The organism is Arthrobacter sp. CC3 (genome assembly GCF_039907775.1).
In the GTDB taxonomy this organism is placed as follows: domain Bacteria; phylum Actinomycetota; class Actinomycetes; order Actinomycetales; family Micrococcaceae; genus Arthrobacter.
Genome location: NZ_JARCCY010000022.1, coordinates 57,767 through 80,018 on the forward strand (window position 1 = coordinate 57,767; position 22,252 = coordinate 80,018).

The 22,252-nt window shown below is 66.8% G+C and carries 17 protein-coding genes; 4 read left to right on the plus strand and 13 right to left on the minus strand.

The genetic code is table 11. From position 1 onward, the window contains the following. Positions 1 to 18: 18 nt before the first annotated feature. From PV761_RS14410 to PV761_RS14440, 7 genes are all read right to left on the minus strand, one after another. Positions 19 to 945 (minus strand): ABC transporter permease, encoded by a 927-nt coding sequence (locus PV761_RS14410; RefSeq protein ID WP_347897710.1) that lies wholly within the window; start codon positions 943 to 945, stop codon positions 19 to 21. Positions 946 to 948: 3 nt separating this feature from the next. After that, positions 949 to 1,893 carry an ATP-binding cassette domain-containing protein gene (locus tag PV761_RS14415; RefSeq protein WP_028271851.1) on the minus strand — a complete coding sequence of 315 codons (945 nt, stop codon included), beginning with the start codon at positions 1,891 to 1,893 and terminating at the stop codon, positions 949 to 951. Between the two features lie 127 nt (positions 1,894 to 2,020). Beyond that, positions 2,021 to 3,541 (minus strand): phosphatase PAP2 family protein, encoded by a 1,521-nt coding sequence (locus tag PV761_RS14420; RefSeq protein WP_347897713.1) that lies wholly within the window; start codon positions 3,539 to 3,541, stop codon positions 2,021 to 2,023. A 117-nt stretch (positions 3,542 to 3,658) separates the two neighbouring features. Then, positions 3,659 to 4,861 (minus strand): MFS transporter, encoded by a 1,203-nt coding sequence (locus PV761_RS14425; protein ID WP_347897715.1) that lies wholly within the window; start codon positions 4,859 to 4,861, stop codon positions 3,659 to 3,661. After that, complete coding sequence (locus PV761_RS14430; RefSeq protein ID WP_347897717.1) at positions 4,858 to 5,628, minus strand: DeoR/GlpR family DNA-binding transcription regulator; 771 nt, start codon at positions 5,626 to 5,628, stop codon at positions 4,858 to 4,860. The genes PV761_RS14425 and PV761_RS14430 overlap by 4 nt, the downstream gene beginning before the upstream one ends. A gap of 163 nt (positions 5,629 to 5,791) precedes the next feature. Continuing rightward, positions 5,792 to 8,647: an FAD-binding and (Fe-S)-binding domain-containing protein gene (locus tag PV761_RS14435; protein ID WP_347897719.1), complete on the minus strand. Its 2,856-nt coding sequence runs from the start codon at positions 8,645 to 8,647 to the stop codon at positions 5,792 to 5,794. Then, complete coding sequence (locus PV761_RS14440; protein ID WP_347897721.1) at positions 8,647 to 10,407, minus strand: L-lactate permease; 1,761 nt, start codon at positions 10,405 to 10,407, stop codon at positions 8,647 to 8,649. Before PV761_RS14440 ends, PV761_RS14435 begins: the two co-directional genes overlap by 1 nt. Before the next feature lie 145 nt (positions 10,408 to 10,552). On the opposite strand from PV761_RS14440, the gene PV761_RS14445 reads away from it, so the two are divergent. Continuing rightward, positions 10,553 to 11,245 carry a GntR family transcriptional regulator gene (locus tag PV761_RS14445; RefSeq protein ID WP_347897723.1) on the plus strand — a complete coding sequence of 231 codons (693 nt, stop codon included), beginning with the start codon at positions 10,553 to 10,555 and terminating at the stop codon, positions 11,243 to 11,245. A gap of 12 nt (positions 11,246 to 11,257) precedes the next feature. Here the strand turns inward: PV761_RS14445 and PV761_RS14450 are convergent, their stop codons facing one another. The 5 genes from PV761_RS14450 to PV761_RS14470 form a co-directional block, all read right to left on the minus strand. Further along, a complete protein-coding gene (locus PV761_RS14450) occupies positions 11,258 to 12,940 on the minus strand; it encodes an ATP-binding cassette domain-containing protein (RefSeq protein WP_347897725.1) in 1,683 nt (560 codons plus the stop codon). A gap of 30 nt (positions 12,941 to 12,970) precedes the next feature. Then, positions 12,971 to 14,776, minus strand: coding sequence for an S-layer homology domain-containing protein (locus PV761_RS14455; protein WP_028271859.1), 1,806 nt, complete (start codon positions 14,774 to 14,776; stop codon positions 12,971 to 12,973). Between the two features lie 151 nt (positions 14,777 to 14,927). Next, positions 14,928 to 16,919 carry a penicillin-binding transpeptidase domain-containing protein gene (locus PV761_RS14460; protein WP_347897728.1) on the minus strand — a complete coding sequence of 664 codons (1,992 nt, stop codon included), beginning with the start codon at positions 16,917 to 16,919 and terminating at the stop codon, positions 14,928 to 14,930. A gap of 58 nt (positions 16,920 to 16,977) precedes the next feature. Beyond that, positions 16,978 to 17,631: a response regulator transcription factor gene (locus PV761_RS14465; protein ID WP_028271861.1), complete on the minus strand. Its 654-nt coding sequence runs from the start codon at positions 17,629 to 17,631 to the stop codon at positions 16,978 to 16,980. Beyond that, on the minus strand, positions 17,628 to 18,953 hold the full coding sequence (locus PV761_RS14470; protein WP_347897731.1) for a sensor histidine kinase: 1,326 nt from the start codon (positions 18,951 to 18,953) through the stop codon (positions 17,628 to 17,630). The genes PV761_RS14465 and PV761_RS14470 overlap by 4 nt, the downstream gene beginning before the upstream one ends. Before the next feature lie 200 nt (positions 18,954 to 19,153). Here PV761_RS14470 and PV761_RS14475 point away from each other — a divergent pair, with 200 nt between their 5' ends. Together PV761_RS14475 and PV761_RS14480 are read left to right on the plus strand one after the other, a co-directional pair. Beyond that, a complete protein-coding gene (locus PV761_RS14475) occupies positions 19,154 to 20,263 on the plus strand; it encodes an ABC transporter permease (RefSeq protein ID WP_347897733.1) in 1,110 nt (369 codons plus the stop codon). 51 nt (positions 20,264 to 20,314) lie between these two features. Next, complete coding sequence (locus PV761_RS14480; RefSeq protein WP_043439041.1) at positions 20,315 to 21,025, plus strand: ABC transporter ATP-binding protein; 711 nt, start codon at positions 20,315 to 20,317, stop codon at positions 21,023 to 21,025. On the opposite strand, the gene PV761_RS14485 is transcribed toward PV761_RS14480, so the two are convergent. Further along, complete coding sequence (locus tag PV761_RS14485) at positions 20,989 to 21,348, minus strand: helix-turn-helix domain-containing protein (protein WP_156037161.1); 360 nt, start codon at positions 21,346 to 21,348, stop codon at positions 20,989 to 20,991. The two genes, PV761_RS14480 and PV761_RS14485, sit on opposite strands and share 37 nt — an antisense overlap. A gap of 122 nt (positions 21,349 to 21,470) precedes the next feature. Here PV761_RS14485 and PV761_RS14490 point away from each other — a divergent pair, with 122 nt between their 5' ends. Continuing rightward, positions 21,471 to 22,118 (plus strand): NAD(P)H-binding protein, encoded by a 648-nt coding sequence (locus PV761_RS14490; RefSeq protein WP_347897736.1) that lies wholly within the window; start codon positions 21,471 to 21,473, stop codon positions 22,116 to 22,118. The last annotated feature ends 134 nt before the right edge of the window (positions 22,119 to 22,252 follow it).

A 22,252-nucleotide genomic window follows, 5' to 3' on the forward strand; every position in this document is an offset into this window, starting at 1 on the left:
ACCGGCCGCCCTGCCCGCTCAAACGTCCCGCTTATTCAGCAGGACCATGGCGAGGACCGCCGGAACCACCACCCAGGCGCCGAGCACCAGGGCCGCCTGCCACGCCTCGAGGTTCCCGTCCACGTGTTCAACGGCGGTCAGCGGCGTCACGGTGTTGCCGGGAAGATACTTGCGGGCTTCTTCGAAGAAGTCGCCCGGAATCAGCTGGAAGGCGATCGGCGCCACGAAGAACAGCCCCACCAGGCTCATGATCCCGCCCGCGGAATTGCGGATGATGCTGCCGAGCGACATGCCGATGGAGGCCACTGCGGCCACGTAGAGACTGTTGACCACCAGCAGTTTGACGGACTGGGAGCTGGCCAGGTCCAGGCTCAGGCCGTAGTTGTCCAGGATCGGAACGGACACCAGGCCGGCGACGAGGGTGGAAACGCCGGTCAGGACGAAGGACACCACCACTACCACGAGGAACTTCGCCACGAAGGCCGGGATCCTCTTGGGCACGGCCGCGAACGTGGAACGCGCCATTCCGGTGGTGAATTCTGAGCTCATCAGCAGCACGCCCAGGGACCCGAGGATCAGCTGGGCAAAAGCGATACCGGAGGTGGGGGCACTCACCGCGATGTCACCGCCCTGGGCCGCCATCTGGGCTGCGGCCTCCGGATCGGAGGCCATCTGCTCGCGGAACTGACCGGTGGACCACGCCGCCAGGGCCCCAAAGCCCACCATCACCAGCATGGTGGAGCCGAGCAGGATCAGCGTGGAGAGCAGCGTGCGGAACTTGATGAATTCCGAGTTCAGCACGCGCAAGAAACTGGGACCGGGACCCGGGGAAACGGGACCGCCGGCTGAATGGGCGGCCTGCCCGGATGGCGCGCCGGCCTGGGGTGCTGCGCCGCCCTGGGCCCTGCGGCCCGAAGGGTTGGGTTCCCAAGTAGTTGAGCTCATGGCTTATTTGCCTCCGGTCTGGGCGGGAACGGGGGCTCCCGTAGTAATGAGCGAGTGGTATTCGACCTCGTCCTTGGTCAGCTCCATGTAGGCCTCTTCCAGGCTGGCCTGGAGCGGGGTGAGTTCGTAGATCATGACGTGGTTCTCAAGGGCGGTCCGGGCGATCTGCCGCGGATCCAGTCCCTTGACCTCCAGCAGTTCGTGGTCCTGGGCCTCTATGGAAACTCCGGTTCCGGCAAGGAGGTGCATCAGCTGGTCCGGCTCGTCGGTGCGGACGCGGGTGCGGCTCGCGCCCTTCCCGGTGATGATGTCCTTGATGGGGGCGTCGGCGATGATTTTTCCGCGGCCGATCACAATCAGGTGGTCCGCCGTCACCGCCATTTCGCTCATGAGGTGGCTGGACAGGAAGACGGTCCGGCCCTCGGAGGCCAGGTACTTCACCAGGTTCCGGACCCACACCACGCCCTCCGGGTCCAGCCCGTTGACCGGCTCGTCCAGGATGATGGTCTGCGGATCCCCCAGCAGTGCCGCGGCAATACCCAGCCGCTGGCCCATGCCGAGCGAAAAGCCCTTGACCTTTTTCCTTGCGACGTCGGCCAGGCCGGTCATTTCGATGACCTCGCTGACGCGCTTTTTGGGAATGCTGTGGGTGGCGGCCATGGCCAGCAGGTGGTTGTAGGCAGAACGGCCCGTGTGGACGGCCTTGGCGTCCAGCAGGGCGCCCACCTCACGCAACGGAGCCGCGTGCTTGGTGAACGGGACCCCGTTGACGGTGACGGAGCCCGACGTCGGCGTGTCCAGTCCCATGATCATCCTCATGGTGGTGGATTTGCCGGCTCCGTTGGGGCCGAGGAAGCCGGTGACCTGGCCGGCCTGGACAGTGAAATCCACTCCGCCCACGGCGGTTTTATCGCCGTAGACCTTGGACAGGCCTCTTGCTTCAATCATGGAAGCGTTCCTTTGCGTAGCTGCGGATGCGGTGACGGCTTCTGCATGCCGCAGATCCGTTCGTACCACCCACGCTACAGACGCAACGTTCCCTTTTCGCCGGTCTCAGGGATGATTCAGGGTGGAATCAGGGTAGTCCCAAGGGATGACCACCAGGCGGCGGACAGTAGTAGGTGAGCGCTCCGGGCAACACGGAAAATTCGACGCGGCGCACACCCGGCAGGGCTTCACCGTCCACCGCCAGCGCCATGGGGGACTCTGCAGCGTCCACGGTTACCGTGGTCGATTCGCTCAGGTGGGTGATCCGTGACGTGGCCACGGTGCCAGTCAGCACGGACCAGAGCAGCCGTAGCCGCGCGAAGGACTCATCCGCGGTGATCATCCGCAGGTCCAGCACGCCGTCGTCCATTACAGGGCGCACCAGCGGTGCATGGTCGCGGGGGTAGTAGCGGCCGCGGCCAATGTAGAGGATCCACAGCTTGTGGCGGACGCCGTTCACAACCATGGTGGTGGGGGTGCCGGCCGCGAACGTCCTGAACATGGCAGCCACCCCGGCCAGCGGTTTTCCGAGGGCGGGCTGAAGCTGTTCGCGCCGCCGGACCAGGTTGGGATAGAGGCCGATGCTGGCCGTATTGAGCATGATCCGTTCCAGCTTTTCAGGGTTTCCGGCGAGGCCCCGTTCCACGTGGACATGCCCCACATCGGCTCGAGCGGCCGAACCGGAGGACGCCGCCTCTACGGCATCCTCAAGGGTGGAAGTTCCGGCGTCCCGGGCAAAGTGGTTCAGCGTTCCGCCGGGGAGCACCAGGAGGGGGAGGGACAGTTCGACGGCGGCCGCCGCGGCCGTACCCACGGTACCGTCGCCGCCCCACACACCGAGCGCCTTGACTCCCTGGCCCTCGGCCGCTGCCCTGATCTCGGCGGCTACATCGCCATCCTCATCAATCTCGTGTATATGCGCTAAAGGGAATACATCCTGGAGAGCCTGGACGGTTTCCGGCGCATAGGAGCCGCCCAAGGTGTTGACGGCGATGCTCAGGCCTTCGCCACCGGGCAGCTGTGCCGCCTGGACTGCGTCGCGGGTGGTCCCCGGGAACGGCGGACGGACGGGCCACCACTTCCGGGTGATCATGGCTGCGCCGGCACCCAGGGCGGACCCGAACAACACATCCGTAGGCCAGTGGGCGCCGGTATGGACCCGGGAGTAGGCAACACCGGCGGCAAGGGGCGCCAGCGCGGCTCCGATGGCAGGCTGGACGAGGCCCACCCCCACGGCAAAGGCCGCCGCGGATGCCGAGTGGCCGGACGGCATCGACGAGCTGGTGGGCTGCGGGTTGACGAACCTGAACACGGGAAGATGCTCCGGCAGCGGTCTGGCCCGCGGCAGCAGTGTTTTGAACACCACATTGGTGACCGCCGATGCCACGCCCTGGGCAATCAGCCCGTGCAGCGCCGCACGCCGGGGTTTGCCCGGGATGAGGGCCAGTCCTCCAGCCACCGCAAACCACAGCTTTCCATGGTTTGCCGCCGCCGAGAGCCGGCGGAACAGGACATCATGGTTTCCGCCGGGCAGGTTGGAGACGGCTTTGAGCAACGTCCGGTCCAGCCCGGCCAGCATGCCCGGGCCTTTCCTCAGCATCCTTCGCATTTCCCCACCCTACCTCCGGCGCTGCGGAACACCGGGTTGGCTGCAGGGGTGGCTGGGTTGGCTGCCCGGTGGCTGCCCAGTGGCTACCCGGTGACTGCCCGGTGGCTGCGGCGGGTGCTACTCGTTGCGGAGCGGCGCACCGGGCAAGGGTTTCGCGGCGCCCGCGAGGAGGAGCGCCACAAGGATGGGCACCATGATGGCGAGCAGGGCGAGATGGATCCCGGTGAGGTCACCGAGGTAACCGAGGAGCGGCGGTCCGGCCAGGAAGGAGATGTAGCCCAGCGTGGACACCACGGACACCCGGGCAGCAGCCTTCTTGGGGTCGTCCGCCGCGGCGGACATGCCCATCGGGAAGGCCAGCGCCGCCCCGATTCCCCACAGTGCCGCGCCCGCCGTCGCGAGCCACACATTGCCTGCCAGGACGAAGAGGCCAAGTCCCGCGGCTGCCGCGGCCATGCTGGCCCGCAGTACGGCAACACGGCCGTACTTGTCGATCACGAACCCGCCGCAGAACCGCATCGCCGTCATGGCCAGGACAAAGACTGCGAACATCAGTGCGCCGGTGGATTCGCTGGTGCCGAGACCGTCCACGGATGCTTTGGCGATCCAGTCGTTCCCGGCCCCTTCGGTGAGGGTGGCACCGAGGACCACAACGCCGATCAGCAGTGTGCGGCTGTCCCGCCAGGCAGAGTCACCCTTCGGCGTTGCGGCTTCCCCGTCGGAAGGGATCTCGGCGGCGATGTGCGGCAGGAAGTAGCGGGGAGCCACCATGGTGAGCACCGCAACGACGGCGGCGATGACCAGCAGGTGGGCAGGCAGCCCCACTCCCAGACCGGAGAGGCCGGCGCCGATCAGGGCTCCCACAAAGGCGCCGCCGCTGAACGCGGCGTGAAACTGCGGCATGATGGTGCGCTTAAGCCGGTGTTCGACGTCGGCCCCTTCAATGTTCTGCGAAACGTCCCACAGTCCCACGCCAATTCCGAAGAAGAACAAGGCGACGGCGGTGCCGGGCACTGACTCGGCGAGCAGCGAAAGGGCGATGCCCACCCCGGCCAGCGCTGCCAGCAGCCCGCTGGCGCGGACGGCATTGGCCGTACCGATCCGCCCCACCACCCACCCTGCCGTGGGAAGGGCGATCAGCGAACCGACCGCAGTGCAGAGCAGCAGCGTTCCCATTTGTCCGGAGGTCACGTGCAGGATTTCGGTGACGGCGGGGATGCGTGCGGCCCAGCTGGCAAACACGAGTCCGTTGATCCCGAAAACGAGGAACGTGGCGGCGGCCGCGGCGTTCAGCTTTTGGGTGGTGACGGCGATGCTCATACGTTCACTACTTTCACTGAGTATTTTCCAAGTTGTGTGAGTTCCTGCGGGCTGAACACCCGGTCCGTGACGATGACGTCCACGGTTTCCAGCGCGGCAACGAGCGCCACCGCGGCGGCATTCCATTTGGAGCCTGCGCAGGCGGCGATCACCCGTCCGGCGGATTCGAGGCCGGCGCGTTTGACGGCGGCATCGTCGAGGTCGTGGGCCAGCAGTCCGTCTTTGAGGTTTACTGCGCAGGGCGTCACCACTGCGGTGTCAAAACGCAGGGAGCGGATGTTGGCCTCGGCCAGCGGGCCCCGGAAGCACAGCTCGCCGGGGATCAGGCTTCCGCCCGGTACCAGGAGGGCGGGGCGGTGCCCGGCCTGGCCCTCCGCTGTTAATGCGTTGAGGGCGGGCAAAGACATGGGCATCAGCGTCAGTTCACGTTGCCGCAGGTGACGGGCGATTCCGGTGGCGGTGGTTCCGCTGTCGAGCCACACGTGTTCCCGGTCCTGGAGGAGGCCCGCCACGCCGGCGGCGATCCGGGCTTTGGCGTCCTGTTCTTCCAGGTCCCGCTGCCCGTAGCCGGGATTTTCGCCGCGGAGCACCAGGCTCTTCGCCCCGCCGTGCACCCGCCGGAGTACGCCGTGGACTGCAAGGACATCCAGGTCGCGGCGGATGGTGGCGCCGGACGCTCCGCACTCGGCCATCAGCTCGTCCACGGTCACCTCTTCACGGCTCCGCAGCAGTTCACCGATCAACCGGTGCCGCTCTTCAGTCCTCATGTACAAATGCTAACCGGAAGTGATCATTTAATCAGAATCCATGAGCGTATGGACTCAAGCGGATCCAACGCTCTCTCACCTTTCGCGCCCAAACCACCAACGCTCTCTCACAGGGTGAAAGAGCGTTGGTGGAAAACCCGCAGCAAGTGAGAGAGCGCCCGGCTTACCGGGTGACTTCCTCCAGCAACTCCAGCACGTGCCGGTACTGGGCGCCCGTGGCGCGCGTCATGCCCAGCTCGCAGGTGCGGTTGCACGAGGCGTGGGCGGCTGCATCCATCTCCGCCACCTCCGCAGCCTGCCTGGCCGTCGCCGACTCCGTCAGTTCGGGGTGCAGCATGCCCCGGTCCCCCGCGAACGCGCAGCAGCCCCAGTTTTCCGGGATCTCAACACGGTCGGCCACTGCTCCGGCAACGGTGCCCAGGGCATCGTTGAGGCCCATCCGGGTGGACGAACAGGTGGGGTGCAGTGCCAGGGACTCCAGCTTCCCGTGGTCCGGCAGCCGCGGCAGGATCTGTTCCGCGGCGAAATCGACGGCGTCCACCATGCGCAGCTCACGTTGGCCCGGCGCGGGCGTGTCCGATTCGACGGCCTGCCGCAGCCCTTCGGTGCACGAGGACGCGTCGCAGACGATGGGAAGTTCACCGTCCCGGGTGGCTTCCCTGAGGGCGGCCAGGGTCTTTTCCCGCATCGTTGCCTGGCCTGCGGACATGCCTTTCGATGACCAGGGGGTGCCGCAGCAGAGCCCGTCGATGCCTTCCGGGACGAGGAGGGTGAGCCCGGCGCGGTCGCACAGCTGTTCAAAGCTGTACTGGACACCGCGTCCTTCGGTTCCGCGTCCTTCGGTGCCGTGTTCCCCGGTGTAGGGGCCCGCGCCGGCGGGTCCGAACATGGTCCCCACGCACGCCGGGAAGTAGACCGCGTCAACGTCACCTGCCGGCGTCGGGCGCTTCCGCGCAGAACCGCCGCCGGGCAGTTCGGCGGAGTACAGCGGCACGGTGTCCTTCCCGAGGACGGCCCGGGCCGCCTTGTTGGGCGGCGTGATGGCGGCTGCCGGGAGCTTGTCCACCACCGTCAACGCCAGCGAGGCCCCGCGCGTCACGCCTTCCCAGTGCTTGGCCGCGGCGTTCCACGCACCGTTGGCGAGCGGACCGGCGTCGGCCTTCCGCAGGCGTTTCACGAGCGATCCCGTGTTGATGTCCACCGGGCAGGCAGTCTGGCACATCCCGTCCACGGCGCAGGTATCCACGGATTCGTAGTCGTAGTCCTTTTCCAGTTCCCGCACCAGTGCCGTATCCCCGGCCAGCCTGGCTGATTCGATGGCGCGCAGTGTCACGATCCGCTGGCGCGGCGTGAGCGTGATGTCCTTGCTGGGGCACACCGGCTCGCAGTAGCCGCACGAGACGCAGCGGTCCACTTCCTCGGCCACGGGCGGCGCCGTTTTGATGTGCCGGAGGTGAGCCAGCGGATCCTCGTCCATCAGCACGCCCGGGTTGAGCATCGCGGCGGGGTCGAAGAGGCGCTTGATGGTTCGCATGACCTCGTACAGCTCATCGCCGTACTGCCGGCGCACGAAGGGAGCCATCACACGCCCTGTCCCGTGCTCGGCCTTCAGCGATCCACCCTCGGCCAGCACCAGCTCCACCATGTCCTCCGTGAAGGCGCTGTAGCGGTCCAGTTCGGCCGGGCTGGCGAAGCCGTCGGTCAGCATGAAGTGGACGTTGCCGTCCTTGGCATGGCCGAAGATCACGCTGTTGCTGTAGCTGTATTTGTCGAAGAGCCGGATCAGCTCACGGCACGTCCTGCCCAGCACCGGAACCGGAACCACGATGTCCTCCAGCAACGCGGTGGTGCCCTGGGGGCGGGCGCCGGCCACGGAGGCGTAGAGTCCCTTGCGCAACTGCCAGAGCTGCCCGCGTTCCCGCGCGTCTCCGGTGAACCGGGCCGGGGCGGACAGCCCCAGCGCCGGGAGGACGCCTTCGCCGTTGAGCTGCAGTTCCGCGAGGTCACCGGCACTGCCGGCGGAGTACTCCACGAGCAGGGCGGCATGCTCGCGGACTGCCAGGTCATGCACGACGGCGGGCGTCCCCTTCAGGGACTGCCCCACCTTCAGGGACAACGCATCCATGAGCTCGATGGTCGCGGCGCCCGTTTCGACGAGGGCCGGCAGCGCCGCGTTGGCGGCCTCAAGGTCGGGGAACACCAGCAGGCCGGCGGCGGCGTGCTGGAGCCGCGGAATAGTGCGGAAAACAGCCTCTGCCACAAAGCCCAGGGTGCCTTCGCTGCCGACGATCAGGTGGGCCATGATGTCCACCGGGGACTGGAAGTCCAACAGGGAGTTCAGGCCGTAACCCATGGTGTTCTTCATGGAGAACTGCTGCCGGATTTTGCGCACGGAGTCCGCGTTGTTCCGTACCCGCCCGGCCAGCCGGGCCAGGCCTGCGTAGAGCTCCGGTTCCAGGGCGCGGAGCTTCCGGTCCGCGTCCGGCGCTCCGGTGTCGATCACGGTGCCGGAGGGCAGCACCACGGTGAGGGATTCCAGGGTGCGGTAGGTGTTGTCCACGGTGCCGCAGTTCATCCCGGAGGAGTTGTTGGCCACCACGCCGCCGACGGTGCACGCCGCCTCGCTGGCCGGATCCGGTCCGAACTTCCGGCCGTAGCGGGCGAGCCTCGCATTGAGCGCCCGCACGGTGACGCCGGGCTGAACGCGGACGCGCGCGCCGCCGTCGAGCACTTCAATCTCCCGGAAGTGGCGGCGGACATCCACCAGCACGCCGTCGGTGACCGCCTGGCCGCTCAGGCTGGTGCCGCCGGAGCGGAAGGTCAGCGGCACGCCCTGGGCGGCACTGGCCCGCAGCAGCCCGCCCACTTCCGCTGCACTCCCCGCCGTCACCACGGCCTGCGGTATCAAGAGGAAATGCGAAGCGTCATGGGCGTTCGCGTGCAGGTCGATGGCGCGGGTCCTCACCTGCGCGGGATCCTTCACCGCCGCACGGAGGCCGGCCGTATCCAGCGGCGCCATCAGGGGACCATCCAGCCGAGTACGGGGGTGGACTGGAGGAAGATCAGCACGGTGATGAGCGCCAGCAGGCCCAGGCTCCAGCCCAAGAGCTTCCGGAAGAGGGTCCCCTCAGCGCCGTCAAGGCCTACGGCGGCCGAGGCCACGGCGAGGTTCTGCAGCGAAAGCATCTTGCCCATCACACCGGCGGAGGAGTTGGAGGCGGCCATCAGCACCGGTGAAAGGCCGGTCTGCGCGGCCGCGGTGGCCTGCATCTGGCCGAACAGCGAGTTGGAGGACGTGTCCGAGCCGGTGAGGGCCACACCAATCCATCCGATCAGCGGTGAAAGGATGGCGAAGAAGCCGCCCGCGGAGGCCAGCGCGAAGCCGAGGGTGGTGGTCTGGCCGGACAGGTTCATCACGAAGGAGAGCCCCAGGACAGCGGTGACGGTAACAATCGTCCAACGCAGCTGGACCACGGTGTCCCGGTAGATCCGCAGGCCCTGTGATGCAGTGATTTTGTACAGCGCCATGGTCAGCAGGCCGGAGAACATGAGCAGGGTGCCGGTCGCCTTGAGGTGGTCCAGCTTGAATCTGGTGGCTGCGACCGGCTTGCCGGCGGAATCGGTGATGTCCAGGCCGGGCCAGGCGAACGTCACGCTGCCCACCTGGCTGAGCCAGGCCTTGACGGCCGGAATCTGTGCCACCGAGAACACCGCGATGATGATCAGGTAGGGAGCGATCGCCATCCAGATCTTCCGCGGTTCGGGCCGCGAGTTGTCGGCGGGCACCGCGGTACCCCGGTCGGGCGCAGGAGCCGCCTGTTCGGCGCCGGTCACGGAACCGGCGGCGGTCATGGAACCGGCACCGGGGCGGCTGTCGCGTGCGGCGGTGCCGGCCACAACGACGGCGGCAGCGGCGTGCGCAGCTTCCGGTGCGGCGTCGACGGTGCCGCCCATTCCGACGGTTTCTTTCGGCTGCCAGACCTTCAGCATCAGCAGCACGGCGGCCACAGTCACGACGGCGGCGACAACGTCAGTGAGTTCCACGGCGAAGTAGTTGGAGGTCACGAACTGGGCCGCTCCGAAGGCGACGCCTGCCACCAGGGCCACGGGCCAGGTCTGCTTCACGCCGCGCCGGCCGTCAACGATGAACACCAGCAGCAGCGGCACGATCAGTGCAATGAACGGCGTCTGGCGTCCGGCCATCGAGGACAGGTCGTGCAGCGGCAGGCCCGTCACGCCGTTCAGGGCGATGATGGGCGCAGCCATGGCGCCGAAAGCCACGGGAGCGGTGTTGGCCAGCAGCGAGACAACGGCCGACTTCAGCGGCTTCATGCCGGCTGCCATCAGCATGGCCGCGGAGATCGCCACCGGTGCGCCGAATCCAGCGAGGGATTCCAGCAGCGCGCCAAAGCAGAAGGCGATCAGGATGGACAGGATGCGGAGGTCGTTGGAGATGGAGCGGATGGTCCGACCCAGCACTTCGAACCACGGGGTGGCCACGGTGAGCCGGTAAATCCACAGCGCGTTGACCAGGATCCAGAGGATCGGGAACAAGCCGTAGAAGATGCCGGCCGCGGTGGCGCTCAGGGCCTGGTTGACCGGCATCTGCCAGCCGACGATGGCCAGCACCAGGGACAAAGCAAGGCTGGCGAGGGCGGCCTTGGGTGCCTTGACCTTGAAGACACCCAGGAGGACGAAGAGCAGGACGAGGGGAAGCGCAGCGCAAAGGGCTGAAATCACTAGGGACCCGGCAATGGGGTCGAGGATCTGCTGAAACATGTGTCTCCAGATTTGTGTTAGGCGTCACAACACCGTGGCGCCCTTCGATTGTCTAACAAGTACACATGCTGGTCAAGAGAGTCTTGTTGACTTGTCTGGCAAGATTGAGGTGAATCAAGAAACCCTTGGCGGGAATGGAGCTTCGGTGGCCGGGCGAATCACAGCAGTTTCAATCGTGGACGCGATCGCCGCGGATCTGCGGACGCGGATCTTCTCCGGTGATCTCGGTTCCGGCCATACGCTCACCGAAACAGACGTGGCCTCCACCTACGAAGTGGCGCGTCCCACGGCGAAGGCGTCCATTGAGAAGCTTGTGGCCGAAGGTCTGCTGGACCGCGGGACGCACAAGACCGCCCGCGTGGTGGAACTCGGACCGGATTCCGTGCGGGACATCTATCTGGCCCGCGCCTATTTGGAAAGCGAAGTGCTCCGGCGGCTCGCGCGCACCAAGGACGTGCCGGAAGGGGCCGTGCAGGCCAACCGGGACATTGCTGCACTGCAGACCGGAGCCCCGCTCGACGTCATCGAACCTGACATGCGGTTCCACACCAGCCTGATCGACGCCGTCGGCAACGAACGCATCAGCAGGATGTACCGCTCGCTCGTGGGCGAGGTGAAGCTGTGCATGGTCCGCATCCAGTCCCTGCACCTCCTGGACACTGCGCTGATCCAGGCAGAACACCAGAGAATCCTCGAACTGATCGAGGCTGGCCAGGGGGACGCCGCCGCCGAACTGCTCGACGAGCACCTGGGTCGCGCGCGGGAACGGCTGGTCTCCGCCATGGGGGGAACTGCCGGACCGGAAGCCGACCTTCCCTCGGATCTGCTGCCCGAGTAGCCCGTCCCGCGGCTACCGGACGCGTTCCACGCGCTTCTCGTCCCAGACCGGCTCGGCGGATTCGTACACCTTGCCGTCGGAGCCGAACACCAGGAAGCGGTCGAACGTCCGGGCGAACCAGCGGTCGTGCGTCACGGCCAGGACCGTTCCTTCGAAGTGGTCGATCGCCCGTTCCAGGGCCTCGGCCGAGTGCAGGTCCAGGTTGTCCGTGGGCTCGTCGAGGAGCAGGAGGGTTGCCCCGGAAAGCTGCAGCAGCAGGATCTGGAACCGCGCCTGCTGGCCGCCGGACAGGGATTCGTACTTCTGCTCCGACTGTGACGCCAGGCCGTATCCGTCCAGGGCACCGGCTGCAGCCTCGCGGCCCAGCCCCGAGCGGTGCTCGTCGCCGCGGTGCAGGATCTCGAGCAGCGTCTTGCCCAGAAGGTCGGGCCGGACGTGCGTCTGCGCGAAGAAGCCGGGACGGATGCGGGCGCCAAGTTTCACGGTGCCTTCGTGCGGCACTTCGGCGATGTCGACGTCGGACACCGGCAGGTGTTCCCGCTCGGGATCCGTTCCGCCGGTGGCGAGCAGGCGAAGGAAGTGGCTCTTGCCGGAGCCGTTGGAACCCAGTACGCCCACGCGGTCGCCGAACCATACCTCGGTGGAAAACGGCTTCATCAGCCCGGTCAGTTCCAGCCTTTCGGCCACAATCGCACGCTTGGCGGTGCGGCCGCCCTTGAGCCGCATCTGCACGTTCTGCTCGATCGGCAGGGCCTCGGGCGGGCCCGCTTCGAGGAACTTCGCCAGCCTGGTCTGGGCGGCGTGGTACCGGTTGGCCATGTCGGAGCGGAACGCGGCCTTGTTCTTGTACATGTTGACGAGTTCCTTGAGCTTCACGTGCTCCTCGTCCCAGCGCTTGCGCAGCTCCTCGAAGCGGGCATTGCGGTCCGCGCGGGCCTCGACGTAGGAGCCGAAGCCGCCGCCGTGGACCCAGGCCCCTGCCCCGTTGATACCGGGTTCAAGCGTCACGATACGGCTCGCGGCGTTGTTGAGGAGTTCGCGGTCGTGGCTGATGAAGAACACGGTCTTCTTCGACTCGTTGAGCTTGGCCTCGAGCCAGCGCTTGCCCGGGACGTCAAGGTAGTTGTCCGGTTCGTCGAGGAGCAGCAGTTCGTCCGGGCCGGCAAAGAGTGCCTCCAGCACCAGCCGCTTCTGCTCGCCGCCGGAAAGGCTCGACGCCGGGCGGTGCTGCGCGCGGTCGAACGGGAGCCCCAGCGCGGCCATGCAGACCTCGTCCCAGACGGTTTCGACGTCGTACCCGCCGGCGTCTCCCCAGTCCACGATGGCCTGGGCGTACTGCATCTGGGTGGGCTCGTCGTCGTGCTCCATCATGGCCAGCTCGGCTTCGTCGACGGCCCGGGCGGCGGCGGCCAGGGCGGGCGGCGCAGCGGAGACCAGCAGGTCGCGGACCGTGGATTCGTCCCGGACGTGGCCCACGAACTGGCGCATGATGCCCATGTTGCCGGACCGGCCGATTACGCCTTCATCCGGGACCAGGTCGCCGGAGATGATGCGGAAGAGCGTCGTCTTTCCCGTTCCGTTGGGTCCGATCAGCGCCGTCTTGGTGCCGTCCGGGACCTTGAAGGTCACCCCGTTGAGCAGCTGCGTGCCGTCGGAGAGGAAGTAGTCGATGCCGGAAACGTCAATATGAGCCACGCGTTCAATCTTCCCATGCCTGCGTGGGGGCTAGGCGGGGCGGCAGCCTCCGTTGGCATCCTGGTAGGTGTCCAGCCGGTGGATAAAGGCGGCCATGGCCTCACGCGTGATGGCGTCCAGGGGCCGGTACGTTCCGTCGCCCCAGCCCTTGGAGACTCCCGAATAGTTGGTCCAGGCGATCTCGCCGTAGAAAGGCGCCGGAACAGGAACGTCCTTGAACGGCGCGACCGGCGGCTCCGAATAGCCCAGGGTGGCAGGCAGCCGGCAGTATTCGCCGCTGTACCTATAGATGAAGGCGGCCATGGCCTCACGGCTCATCGATGCTCCCGGCCGGAAAGTTCCGTCCTCCCAGCCGTTGGCCAGCCCTTCCGCCTCGAGCCAGGCGATCTGCTTGTAGAACAGGCTTCCGGTGGGGACGTCAACGAACGGTGACTTAGCCGGCGGAGTGTAGGCGGGGCTCCCCGCGAGCCGGTACATGAAGGCAGCCATGGCCTCGCGGCTGATTGCCTGGTAAGGCCGGTAGGTTCCGTCGCCCCAGCCGGTGCTCAATCCGGTGTCGTACATCCAGATGATGTCCGAACGGAAGCCGGATCCGCTGATGTCGGTGAAGGGCTCGGGGGCCGTGATCGTGACACCTGCCGCGTCCCCGGACACGTAATCGATCCTGACCCTGGTGCCGGCGTGGGTCACGAACGTGCTTCCGGCCTGCCAGGCGTGGTTCGTCGCGTAGTAGCCGTCGAAGGGAATGGTGGACGGCATGAGCAGCAATGAGGAGACTGCTGTGGCGCCGCCGCGCTGGACGATCTTGACGCCCTTGTTGCCGTTCACGGCCAGCCGGGCGTCATAGCCCACGGGCAGCCGGAGCTCCATGAAATAGACCTCCCCGCTTTTGGGGTCCGTGAATTTCAACGCGCGATTGGCTTCGGTTCCGGCCCAGGCCTTGAGGGTGTAGCTCTTGCTTCCGGCGGCAATCCCCGTGTTGCGTATTTCGTCACCGCGGCCGAACCCTCCGGCCTCCCAGTGGCTGGAGCTGATGGTAGGCAGCTCGAACCAGCGCGAGGCGCCCATGAGGTCCATGGTGTCGCCGTACTCCCGCACGGAGCAGGAGCTGTCCATGTAGTTTCCGTTGATATCGGATCCTACGTCCGCCTTGCCGCTCAGGCACTGCAGGCTGTCAGCGTGCATCAGGCCCAGGACGTGTCCGAACTCGTGGGCCACCACGTTGTTGGTGAAGTTGCTCGGCAGGGGCATCAGTATGCGCCCGCCCTGGTTTCCGGCGCTCCATCCCGCTCCCAGTGCCCCCCACGACAGTTCCGTCATGGGCACGAACACTACGAGCGCTTTGTAGGGCGCATTGACCCAGCCCAGCTCGCGCGTCACGGTGTCCATGATCTCGTAATAGGTCTGGGTGGACTTTGCCGCCGATGGAACACCGGTCCGGGTGGTCGCCACGGACATCGAGAGCCGGTTGTTGGACATGGTCTTCCAGAAAGCACTGGATGCACTGATTCCGGCTTTTGCGGCATTCAAGTCAATGGCCGCCGTCTGCTCCGCCGATTTGTCAGCAAGCTTTACGGTCACCAGGGTCACCTGGATGTCTCCGGCCCGGGTCAGGCTGCTGGCGGCCCCCTGCGGGGTCTCCGCCTCCCGGATGGCCCTGAGGGCTTCGGGCTCGAAGGTGTGGTCCGAGTGCGGTGTCCCCTCCGCAGTCGAGGAGACGGGAGGCACTGCCGGGTCGGACGGGGCCGCCTGCGCCGGAACGGCAAGGACGTTGATCGAGGCCATCGAAAGAAGCAGGGCCGATAGGACGGCGGCCGTCCGGTGAATGAGCTGCATCGGGCGTCAGTGCTTCTTTCAGTGTTCAGAAATCAGGTGCAGTAAGCCGCCACGGGGCGAGCCCTCCCAGAATATGGTTCGCTTGCGTACTTTCCCGGTGCACTCGCCAAAAACTGACGGAATCCTGCGCCGAACCTGCGCTAACGCCGGGTTAACCGGCGGCGACGAGGAAGTCCTTGAGCAAAGGACCGGATGTCGTCGCTCCCAGGCCGCCTTCTTCGACGAAGACCGCCACGGCCAGATCGCCGTGCACCGCCACGATCCAGGCGTGCGTCTTGGGCGGGTTCTCATTTCCGAATTCCGCCGTGCCCGTTTTGGCTCCCACGGGTTCCCCCGGCACGGAGGCCAGGAATCCGGCGTGGCCTGAGGTGACCACGGCGCGCATCATGTCGGCCAGCGCGGCCGCTTCCGCCGCCGTGACCGGCTTCTCGGCGGCCTTGGCCGGAGCAGGAGCCGTGGAGGACGACGACGATGTCCCGTCCGCCGTCGGCGTTCCGGACCCTTCGGGGGCTGCTGTGCCGGAGCCGGCTTCCGCGTTCAGGACGAGGACGGGTGACACGGGGGAGCCCTTGGCCACAGAGCCGGCCATGACGGCAGCAGCCAGCGGCGAAAGCAGCACCTTGCCCTGGCCGATCATGGAAGCGGCATGCTCGGTGCCCTCCGCCTCGCCGGGGACCGAGCCGAGGAAGGCGGCTGCCCCCAGCCCGGGCGCCTCAACGGCAACACCAAGCGAGGTGGCCGCGGATTCAAGCTGCGCCTGGCTGACGGAGTCGCGGGCCGCAATGAAGGCCGTGTTGCAGGAGTGCGCGAACGCGTCCCGCAGGGTGACGGATCCCAGGGAGCTTTCCGGATAGCCCTCCGCGTTCTTGAACGTCCGGCCGTCCACCGTGAGCGTCGGCGTGCATTCAACCTTGGAGTCCGGGGTCAGGCCGTTGCGGATCATGGCCAGGGAATCAACCATCTTGAACGTTGAGCCGGGGGCGTACTGGCCGAGCAGGGCCGTGTTGTAGCCGTTGCTGCCGGGTCCCGAAGCTGCTGCCAGAACAGCGCCGCTGGAGGGGCGCAGGGCCACGATGGCGGACGCCGGCCCGACCTCGGCCAGGACGTCCTCGGCGAGCTGCTGCAGGCGCGGGTCCAAGGTGGTTTTCACCGGCGTTCCCTGTTTCATGTCAACCTGGAACAGGGTCCTGCGGCCCTTGTTGGGCAGCGCTTGTTTCTCCTCGGCCGAGAGCCCTGCCTTTTCGGCATAGACCTGGATTCCGTCAGTGCCGCGGAGCTGTGCATCATATTGCTGCTGGAGCCCGCCCGTTCCGGTGGTGTCCCCGGTCTTGAGCGTCCCGCCGGATTTTTCGATCTGTTCGGCATTCGCCTCGGCGGCCGTCCCCAGGAGGGCGCGGGCGAAGGTGCGGGTCGGCGCCAGGGGCAGGAGGCCGGCGATGGACCGGGCGCCGGGGATCTGGCCAATTTGTTCGTCGGTAATGGTCCGGCCGTCCTGGCGCAGGGTGATGGCGGTGACGAATGCCTCGGGACCGGCTGCCTGTACCTGCTGCGTGTACGCGGCCGGGTCCACGCCCACCAGCTGGGCGAGTTTGGCGGCGGATGCGGCGGGGTCGGCTGAACCCAGCTTGGGCTTGTCGATGCCAACGTTCACCACCGGCCGGTAAGTGACAAGCTTGGCGTCGCCGGCGCCCAGGATATCCGCACGCTGGGGCGCCTGGGCGCCCGCGCCAATGACTTCGCCTTCTGCCAGTTCGGGCACAAGCAGGGCAGGCTTCCACACTGTCAGCCATTTGTCGCCGGACTTCTTCAGTTCGGCTGCCGCGGTGTACTTCCACTCTCCGGAGCCGATCTTCCAGGTGTAATTCAGCGGGACCGTCGCGGTGTCCTTCTCCAACGTCAGCTCTCCGGATTCCACGGCCGGTTTGGCGGGATCCAGAGCCTGGAAGACTTCTTTCAGCTGTTCGTTGGCGGCTGCGGACTCCTTGCCCTCAAAGGCGACGGAGCCGACGTCCAGCGCAGCCATTGCGGAAGCGAGCTTTTTCGCTGCGTCCTGCGCACCGGCACGGCCGTCGTCACAAGCCACCAGCGATCCGCCAATTACGAGTCCCACAAGGGCAAGCGAAAGTTTCTGAAAGTTCCCCATCGCGCCATTATGCCCGCAAGCCCGGACAATGTTCTTGTCACATGGCGCCGGCCCGCAATCAGGGGCGGATGATCCGGCGCTGCGTGGCCACGGAAATCGCCGCGGTGCGGTTGTCCACGCCGAGTTTTCCGTAAATGTGCACCAGGTGGGTCTTGACGGTGGCCTCGGAGATGAAAAGCTGCCGGGCGATGGCACGGTTCGGCAGTCCCGTGGCGAGCAGCTGCAGCAGTTGGATCTCCCTGGCGGACAGTGCGGGTTCAGGGTTCCGGATCCTGCCCATCAGCCGGGCGGCCACCTCGGGAGCCAGCGCGGTCCCGCCGGCCGCCGCGGAGAGGACTGCCTGGCGGATGTGCTCGGGCGGGGCATCCTTCAGCATGTAACCGCTGGCGCCGGCTTCGACGGCGGCCAGGATATCGGCGTCGGAATCATAGGTGGTGAGGATCAGCACCGGCGGTGCAGGCGTGCCGGCCTCGCCGGCCTTGATCTTTTGCGTGGCCGTGACGCCGTCCATGCCCGCGCCCATTTGCAGGTCCATCAAGACAACGTCCACTGGCTCGCCCAGGGCGCGGAGCCTGGCCAGCTGGGCGAGGGCGGCAGCACCGTCGCCTGCTTCGGCGGCCACTGTGATGCCTTCGAAGTCGCTCAGCATGGCTCGGAGCCCGGCGCGCACCACCGGATGGTCGTCCACCAGCAGGATCCGGATGCCGCTCATGGCCGATCCCCGCCGGCCGGTTTCCCGTGTGCCGGTTCCGCCGTTGCCGATGTGTCCACGAGCGGGAGCCTGATGGCCACCACTGTTCCCTCGCCCGGGGCGGACTCGATGTCGAGGGTGCCGGCCAGCGCCGCCACCCTCTCCCGGAGGGACCGCAGGCCGTATCCGGAACCGTCCTGCGGCTGTGGTTTGTTCGGCCCGACCCCGGATCCAGCCGCTTCCGGGCGGAACCCGACGCCGTCGTCGTAAATGTCCATGGCCACTTCGGCACCCAGAAAGGACAGGGTCACGACGGCGGTGCTTGCCTTTGCGTGGACCCACACGTTCGCAAGGCTCGCCTGCGCCGCACGGAGAAGGGTGGTGGAGTACGGGTTGGGCAGCTCCACGGGCGTGCCTTCGAGGTCGAAGCGGCACCTAAGGCCCGCCCCGCGTGCCGCCGCCTCGGCCTCGGTCTTTTCGCAGAGCCGGCGCAGGCTCCCCGCCAGGGACATCTGCTCAAGCGCCGGTGACTGCAGGCCGCGGACAAAGTTGCGCGCCTCGGCGAGGTTGGCGGACGCAGTCTCCTGCACCGTGCGGAGCCGTTCGCGGGCTGCGGCGGTGTCGCCGTCGTCGAGCGCCTTTTCAGCCGATCGGCCCATCAGCACAATGCTCGAGAAGCCCTGGGCCAGGGTGTCGTGTATTTCGCGGGCCAGCCGTGCGCGCTCGGTGAGGGTACCGGCGTCGTGCTGGCTGCGGGCCAGTTCGCCACGCGTCCGTCGCAACTCCTCGGCCGCGAGTCGCTGGTTCTCCGCTTCAAGGTACAGCGCCCGGTACGCGAGGCCGGTGATCACGGCGAATGCGGCACCGAACACGGGCCCCAGCACCATCGGCAGCTCCAGGGCAGGCCCGGCTGCGCCCCTGTTGTGGAACCAGAGCGCCACCACCACCAGCACCGTGGACACCGCAATGACCGGGAGGGCCACGCGCCGCCGCAGTACGTGGAGCTGCAGGAAGAAGAGTGGAAAGGCCAGCCAGACGAAATCCGCGCTGGACCAGATGAGCACCAGCCACAGGGCGGAGACTGCCCCAAGCCACCACGGTGCACACCGCCGCGGATCAAAGCGGTTCGCATCCGTGGAGTGGCGTTTCTCCAGGACCGTGCCGACGAGGTAGACGGCGGCGAGCACCACGGCGAGGACAAGGGTAAACCAGCCGGACAGCTCCGGACCGGACATCAGCACGCGCGCCATGGCCACCAGAAGCAGGACGGCGAAGCCCACGTGGAGGCTGATTCTCAGGAGCCGCAGGATTATCGCGGAACCGCTGGGTTCGCCCTGGATCACCACGTGCCTCGCATCAATCCAGCGTATCCTCCGCGACTCCCGTTTCACGGTGAAATCGGGCCCGGCTCCCGGAGATCAACCATTTGGTTGAGCCGCTGCTCCACCCGCTGCCTCCTGATGGCCAACCGGGAGGCCGATGTGCGCTGCCTCCCGTGGCGGAAGAGTGGAAAGCAACACCACACCACCACGAAAGGAACCACGTGTTTCTCGCCATTCGCGATCTCCGCTTTGCCAAAGGACGCTTCGCCCTGATGGCAGCGGTCATCGCCCTGATCACCTTGCTGCTTGTGATGCTCTCGGGACTGACCGCCGGCCTGGGCAACCAGTCAACGTCGGCGATCGCCGGGCTGCGGACCGACCAGATCGTCTTCGGCGCCCCGGCCGGCACTCCGGCCAAGGCGTCGTTCACCGAGTCGGAAGTGACCCGGGAGCAGCTGGCTGCCTGGTCCGCGCGGGACGGCGTTGCCGGGGTGCAGGCGCTGGGCATCAGCCAGGTCCGGGCGCAGGCCGTTGGCTCAGCCGGTGCGCCGGGCGGCACCGCAAACGTGGCCGTTTTCGGCGGCAGCAACGGTTTGTCCGCGGGCCCGGGCAGTCTCCTGCCAGATCCCGCGGGTGACGGAACGGTTGTGGTTGGCGAAACCCTCGCAGCGGACCTGCACCTCAGCCCTGGCAGCCTTCTGGCAGTGGGCGGCCTTGAACTTGCCGTTGCGGGCATCGTCCCGGACCAGTGGTATTCACACACCGGCGTGGTCTGGACGTCCTTGAATGACTGGCGTCAACTGGCCCGCATTGGCAGCGGATCGGTGGGCACCGTACTGGCGGTGACGTTCGACGCCGGCGCCCGGGTTGACGTGGACGCCGCCAATGCTGCGGCCGGGACGGTCAGTGCCACCCGTGACGGTTCGTTCCAGGCCCTCGGATCCTTCAAGAGCGAGAACGGCTCGCTGATGATGATGCAGGGGTTCCTGTACGGCATCTCCGCCCTCGTGATCGTGGCGTTCCTAACGGTGTGGACCGTTCAACGGACCCGGGACATCGCCGTGGTCAAGGCCATGGGCGGCTCGCCCGGCTACGTACTCCGGGATGCCATGGGACAGGCCGTGATGGTGCTGGCCGCAGGGACAATTGCCGGCGGCGGAACGGGCCTGCTCGGCGGCTTCCTGGCGGCGCAGGCGGCGCCGTTCCTGCTCACCCCGGCCACCACGCTGGCGCCCGTCGCCGGCATCCTGCTCCTGGGCCTGTGCGGCGCCGCAGTGGCCGTCCGCGGCGTCACGAGGGTTGACCCCCTCCTTGCCCTCGGCGGCAACTGACTCTCCCCCGTGGTCCCCTCCACACGTATATTCCTTGAAAGGCATACTCTATTGGATACCCCGCTCAACCTGGTCAACGTAACGCTCGAGTACCCGGACGGAGACACCACCCTGAAGGCGCTGGACTCCGTGAACCTCGCACTCGGCGCAGGGGAGTTTCTCGCCCTCGTAGGACCCTCCGGATCCGGCAAGTCCTCCATGCTTGCAGTCTCGGCGGCGCTCATCCGTCCCACGTCGGGCGTGGTGACCATCGACGGGCAGGAGGCCACCGGCCTGCGGGACGCTGAGCTGACAGCACTGCGCAGGGAGCGGATCGGCATCATCTTCCAACAGCCGAACCTTCTACCGTCCCTGACCGCGGCCGAACAGCTCCTCCTGGCCGATCATCTGCGCGGGAAACCCCTGGCTGCGGCCCGCACGCGGGCCGCGGAACTTCTGGACGTCGTCGGACTCGGTGCCGTGCGGGACAAGCGCCCGCATCAGCTTTCCGGCGGACAGCGTCAACGCGTCAACATAGCCCGCGCCCTGATGGGCCGCCCCAAGGTCCTCCTGGTGGACGAACCCACCGCGGCCCTGGACCACGAGCGGAGCGGAGCGATTGTCCGGCTCCTGCGCGAGGTCACGGACGAATTCAACGTGGCCACCGTGATGGTCACCCACGACACCGAATTTGTGCCGATGACGGACCTGGTTGCGAGCATGCGGGATGGGCGGATTTCTGCCCTTCAGCCTGCCAAGGCCCCTTCACGGGCGTCATCGTAGGCTTCCCTGGCGTCCAGAATGCTGGGGACATTTGACTCGGCCCATTCCCTGAGCACGGTGAGCGGGCCCAGGAGGGACACCCCCAGGTCCGTCAACTGGTAATCGACGCGGGGCGGGACCTGGGCGAACACCGTTCTGGTGATCAGCCCGTCCCGTTCCAGCGTCCTGAGCGTCTGGGTGAGGACCTTGGGGGTGATGACGTGGACGTGCTTGCGCAATTCGGAGAAACGGACCGGTCCGTTGGCCAGGACCTGCACCACCAGGGAGGCCCATTTGTCACCGACCCGCTGAAAGACAACCCGTGAGGGGCACTTCGGATCCATGATGTCTCCGCCCGGCCAGGCGTCAAGCTGGTTGGTATCGATGAGGCATCCTCGTTTCTTTCGCGCCCCTAGGTATCCTAGAGATACTGTGAATTTCTACGATACCCAGTGCGAGGAGCGGCATGAAAATCGCGGTGTACGGCGCCACCGGTATGGTGGGCGGTCAAATCGTCAAGGAATCGCTGCGGCGGGGCCACGAAGTCACCGCTATTTCGCGGACCGGCGCCGCACTCCCCGGCGCCACGGCCTGCAGCGCAGAACTGGCGGACACACGTATGTTCGCCAGCATTGCCAGCGATCACGACGCCGTGGTGCTGGCCACCGTGCCCAGCCGCACGGGCGGTGATCACGGCGAATGGCTGGCTGCCATGAAGGCAGCCTTCGGCAGTGCCGGTGCGACGCGCCTGCTGGTGGTAGGGGGCGCGGGTGCTCTGCAGATTAACGGTATGCGCCTGTGTGATTCCCCCGATTTCCCTGAGCCCTACCGCCCCGAAGCCCGCACCATGGCCGCCGCCTACGATGAAATTCGATCTGCTCCGGAGTCCCTTGACTGGACCATGCTGGCGCCAGCTCCCGTCATGCAGCCGGGCATCCGCAGCGGCAAGTATGTGACGGCGGACGACTCACCCGCCGGCCGGTCCATCACCACCCAGGACTTTGCCGTGGCAATGCTGGACGAGCTGGAAAATCCGTCCCACCATCGGGCACGCTTCACGGTAGCCAACACAGATGCCAATGCTGTTGGCGAGCCGGGGTACCCCGTTTCCTGATCCGGAGGTGCCCTGGCACTCGGCCACGCGCCACCGCCTAGGACCCTGGGCGCCTACTAGTACTTTGTTAGGTTGGCGGGGCGTGTTGGCAGTAGGGGCAGCGGCGGAGCTGTCGGATGAGGATCCGTTGGAGT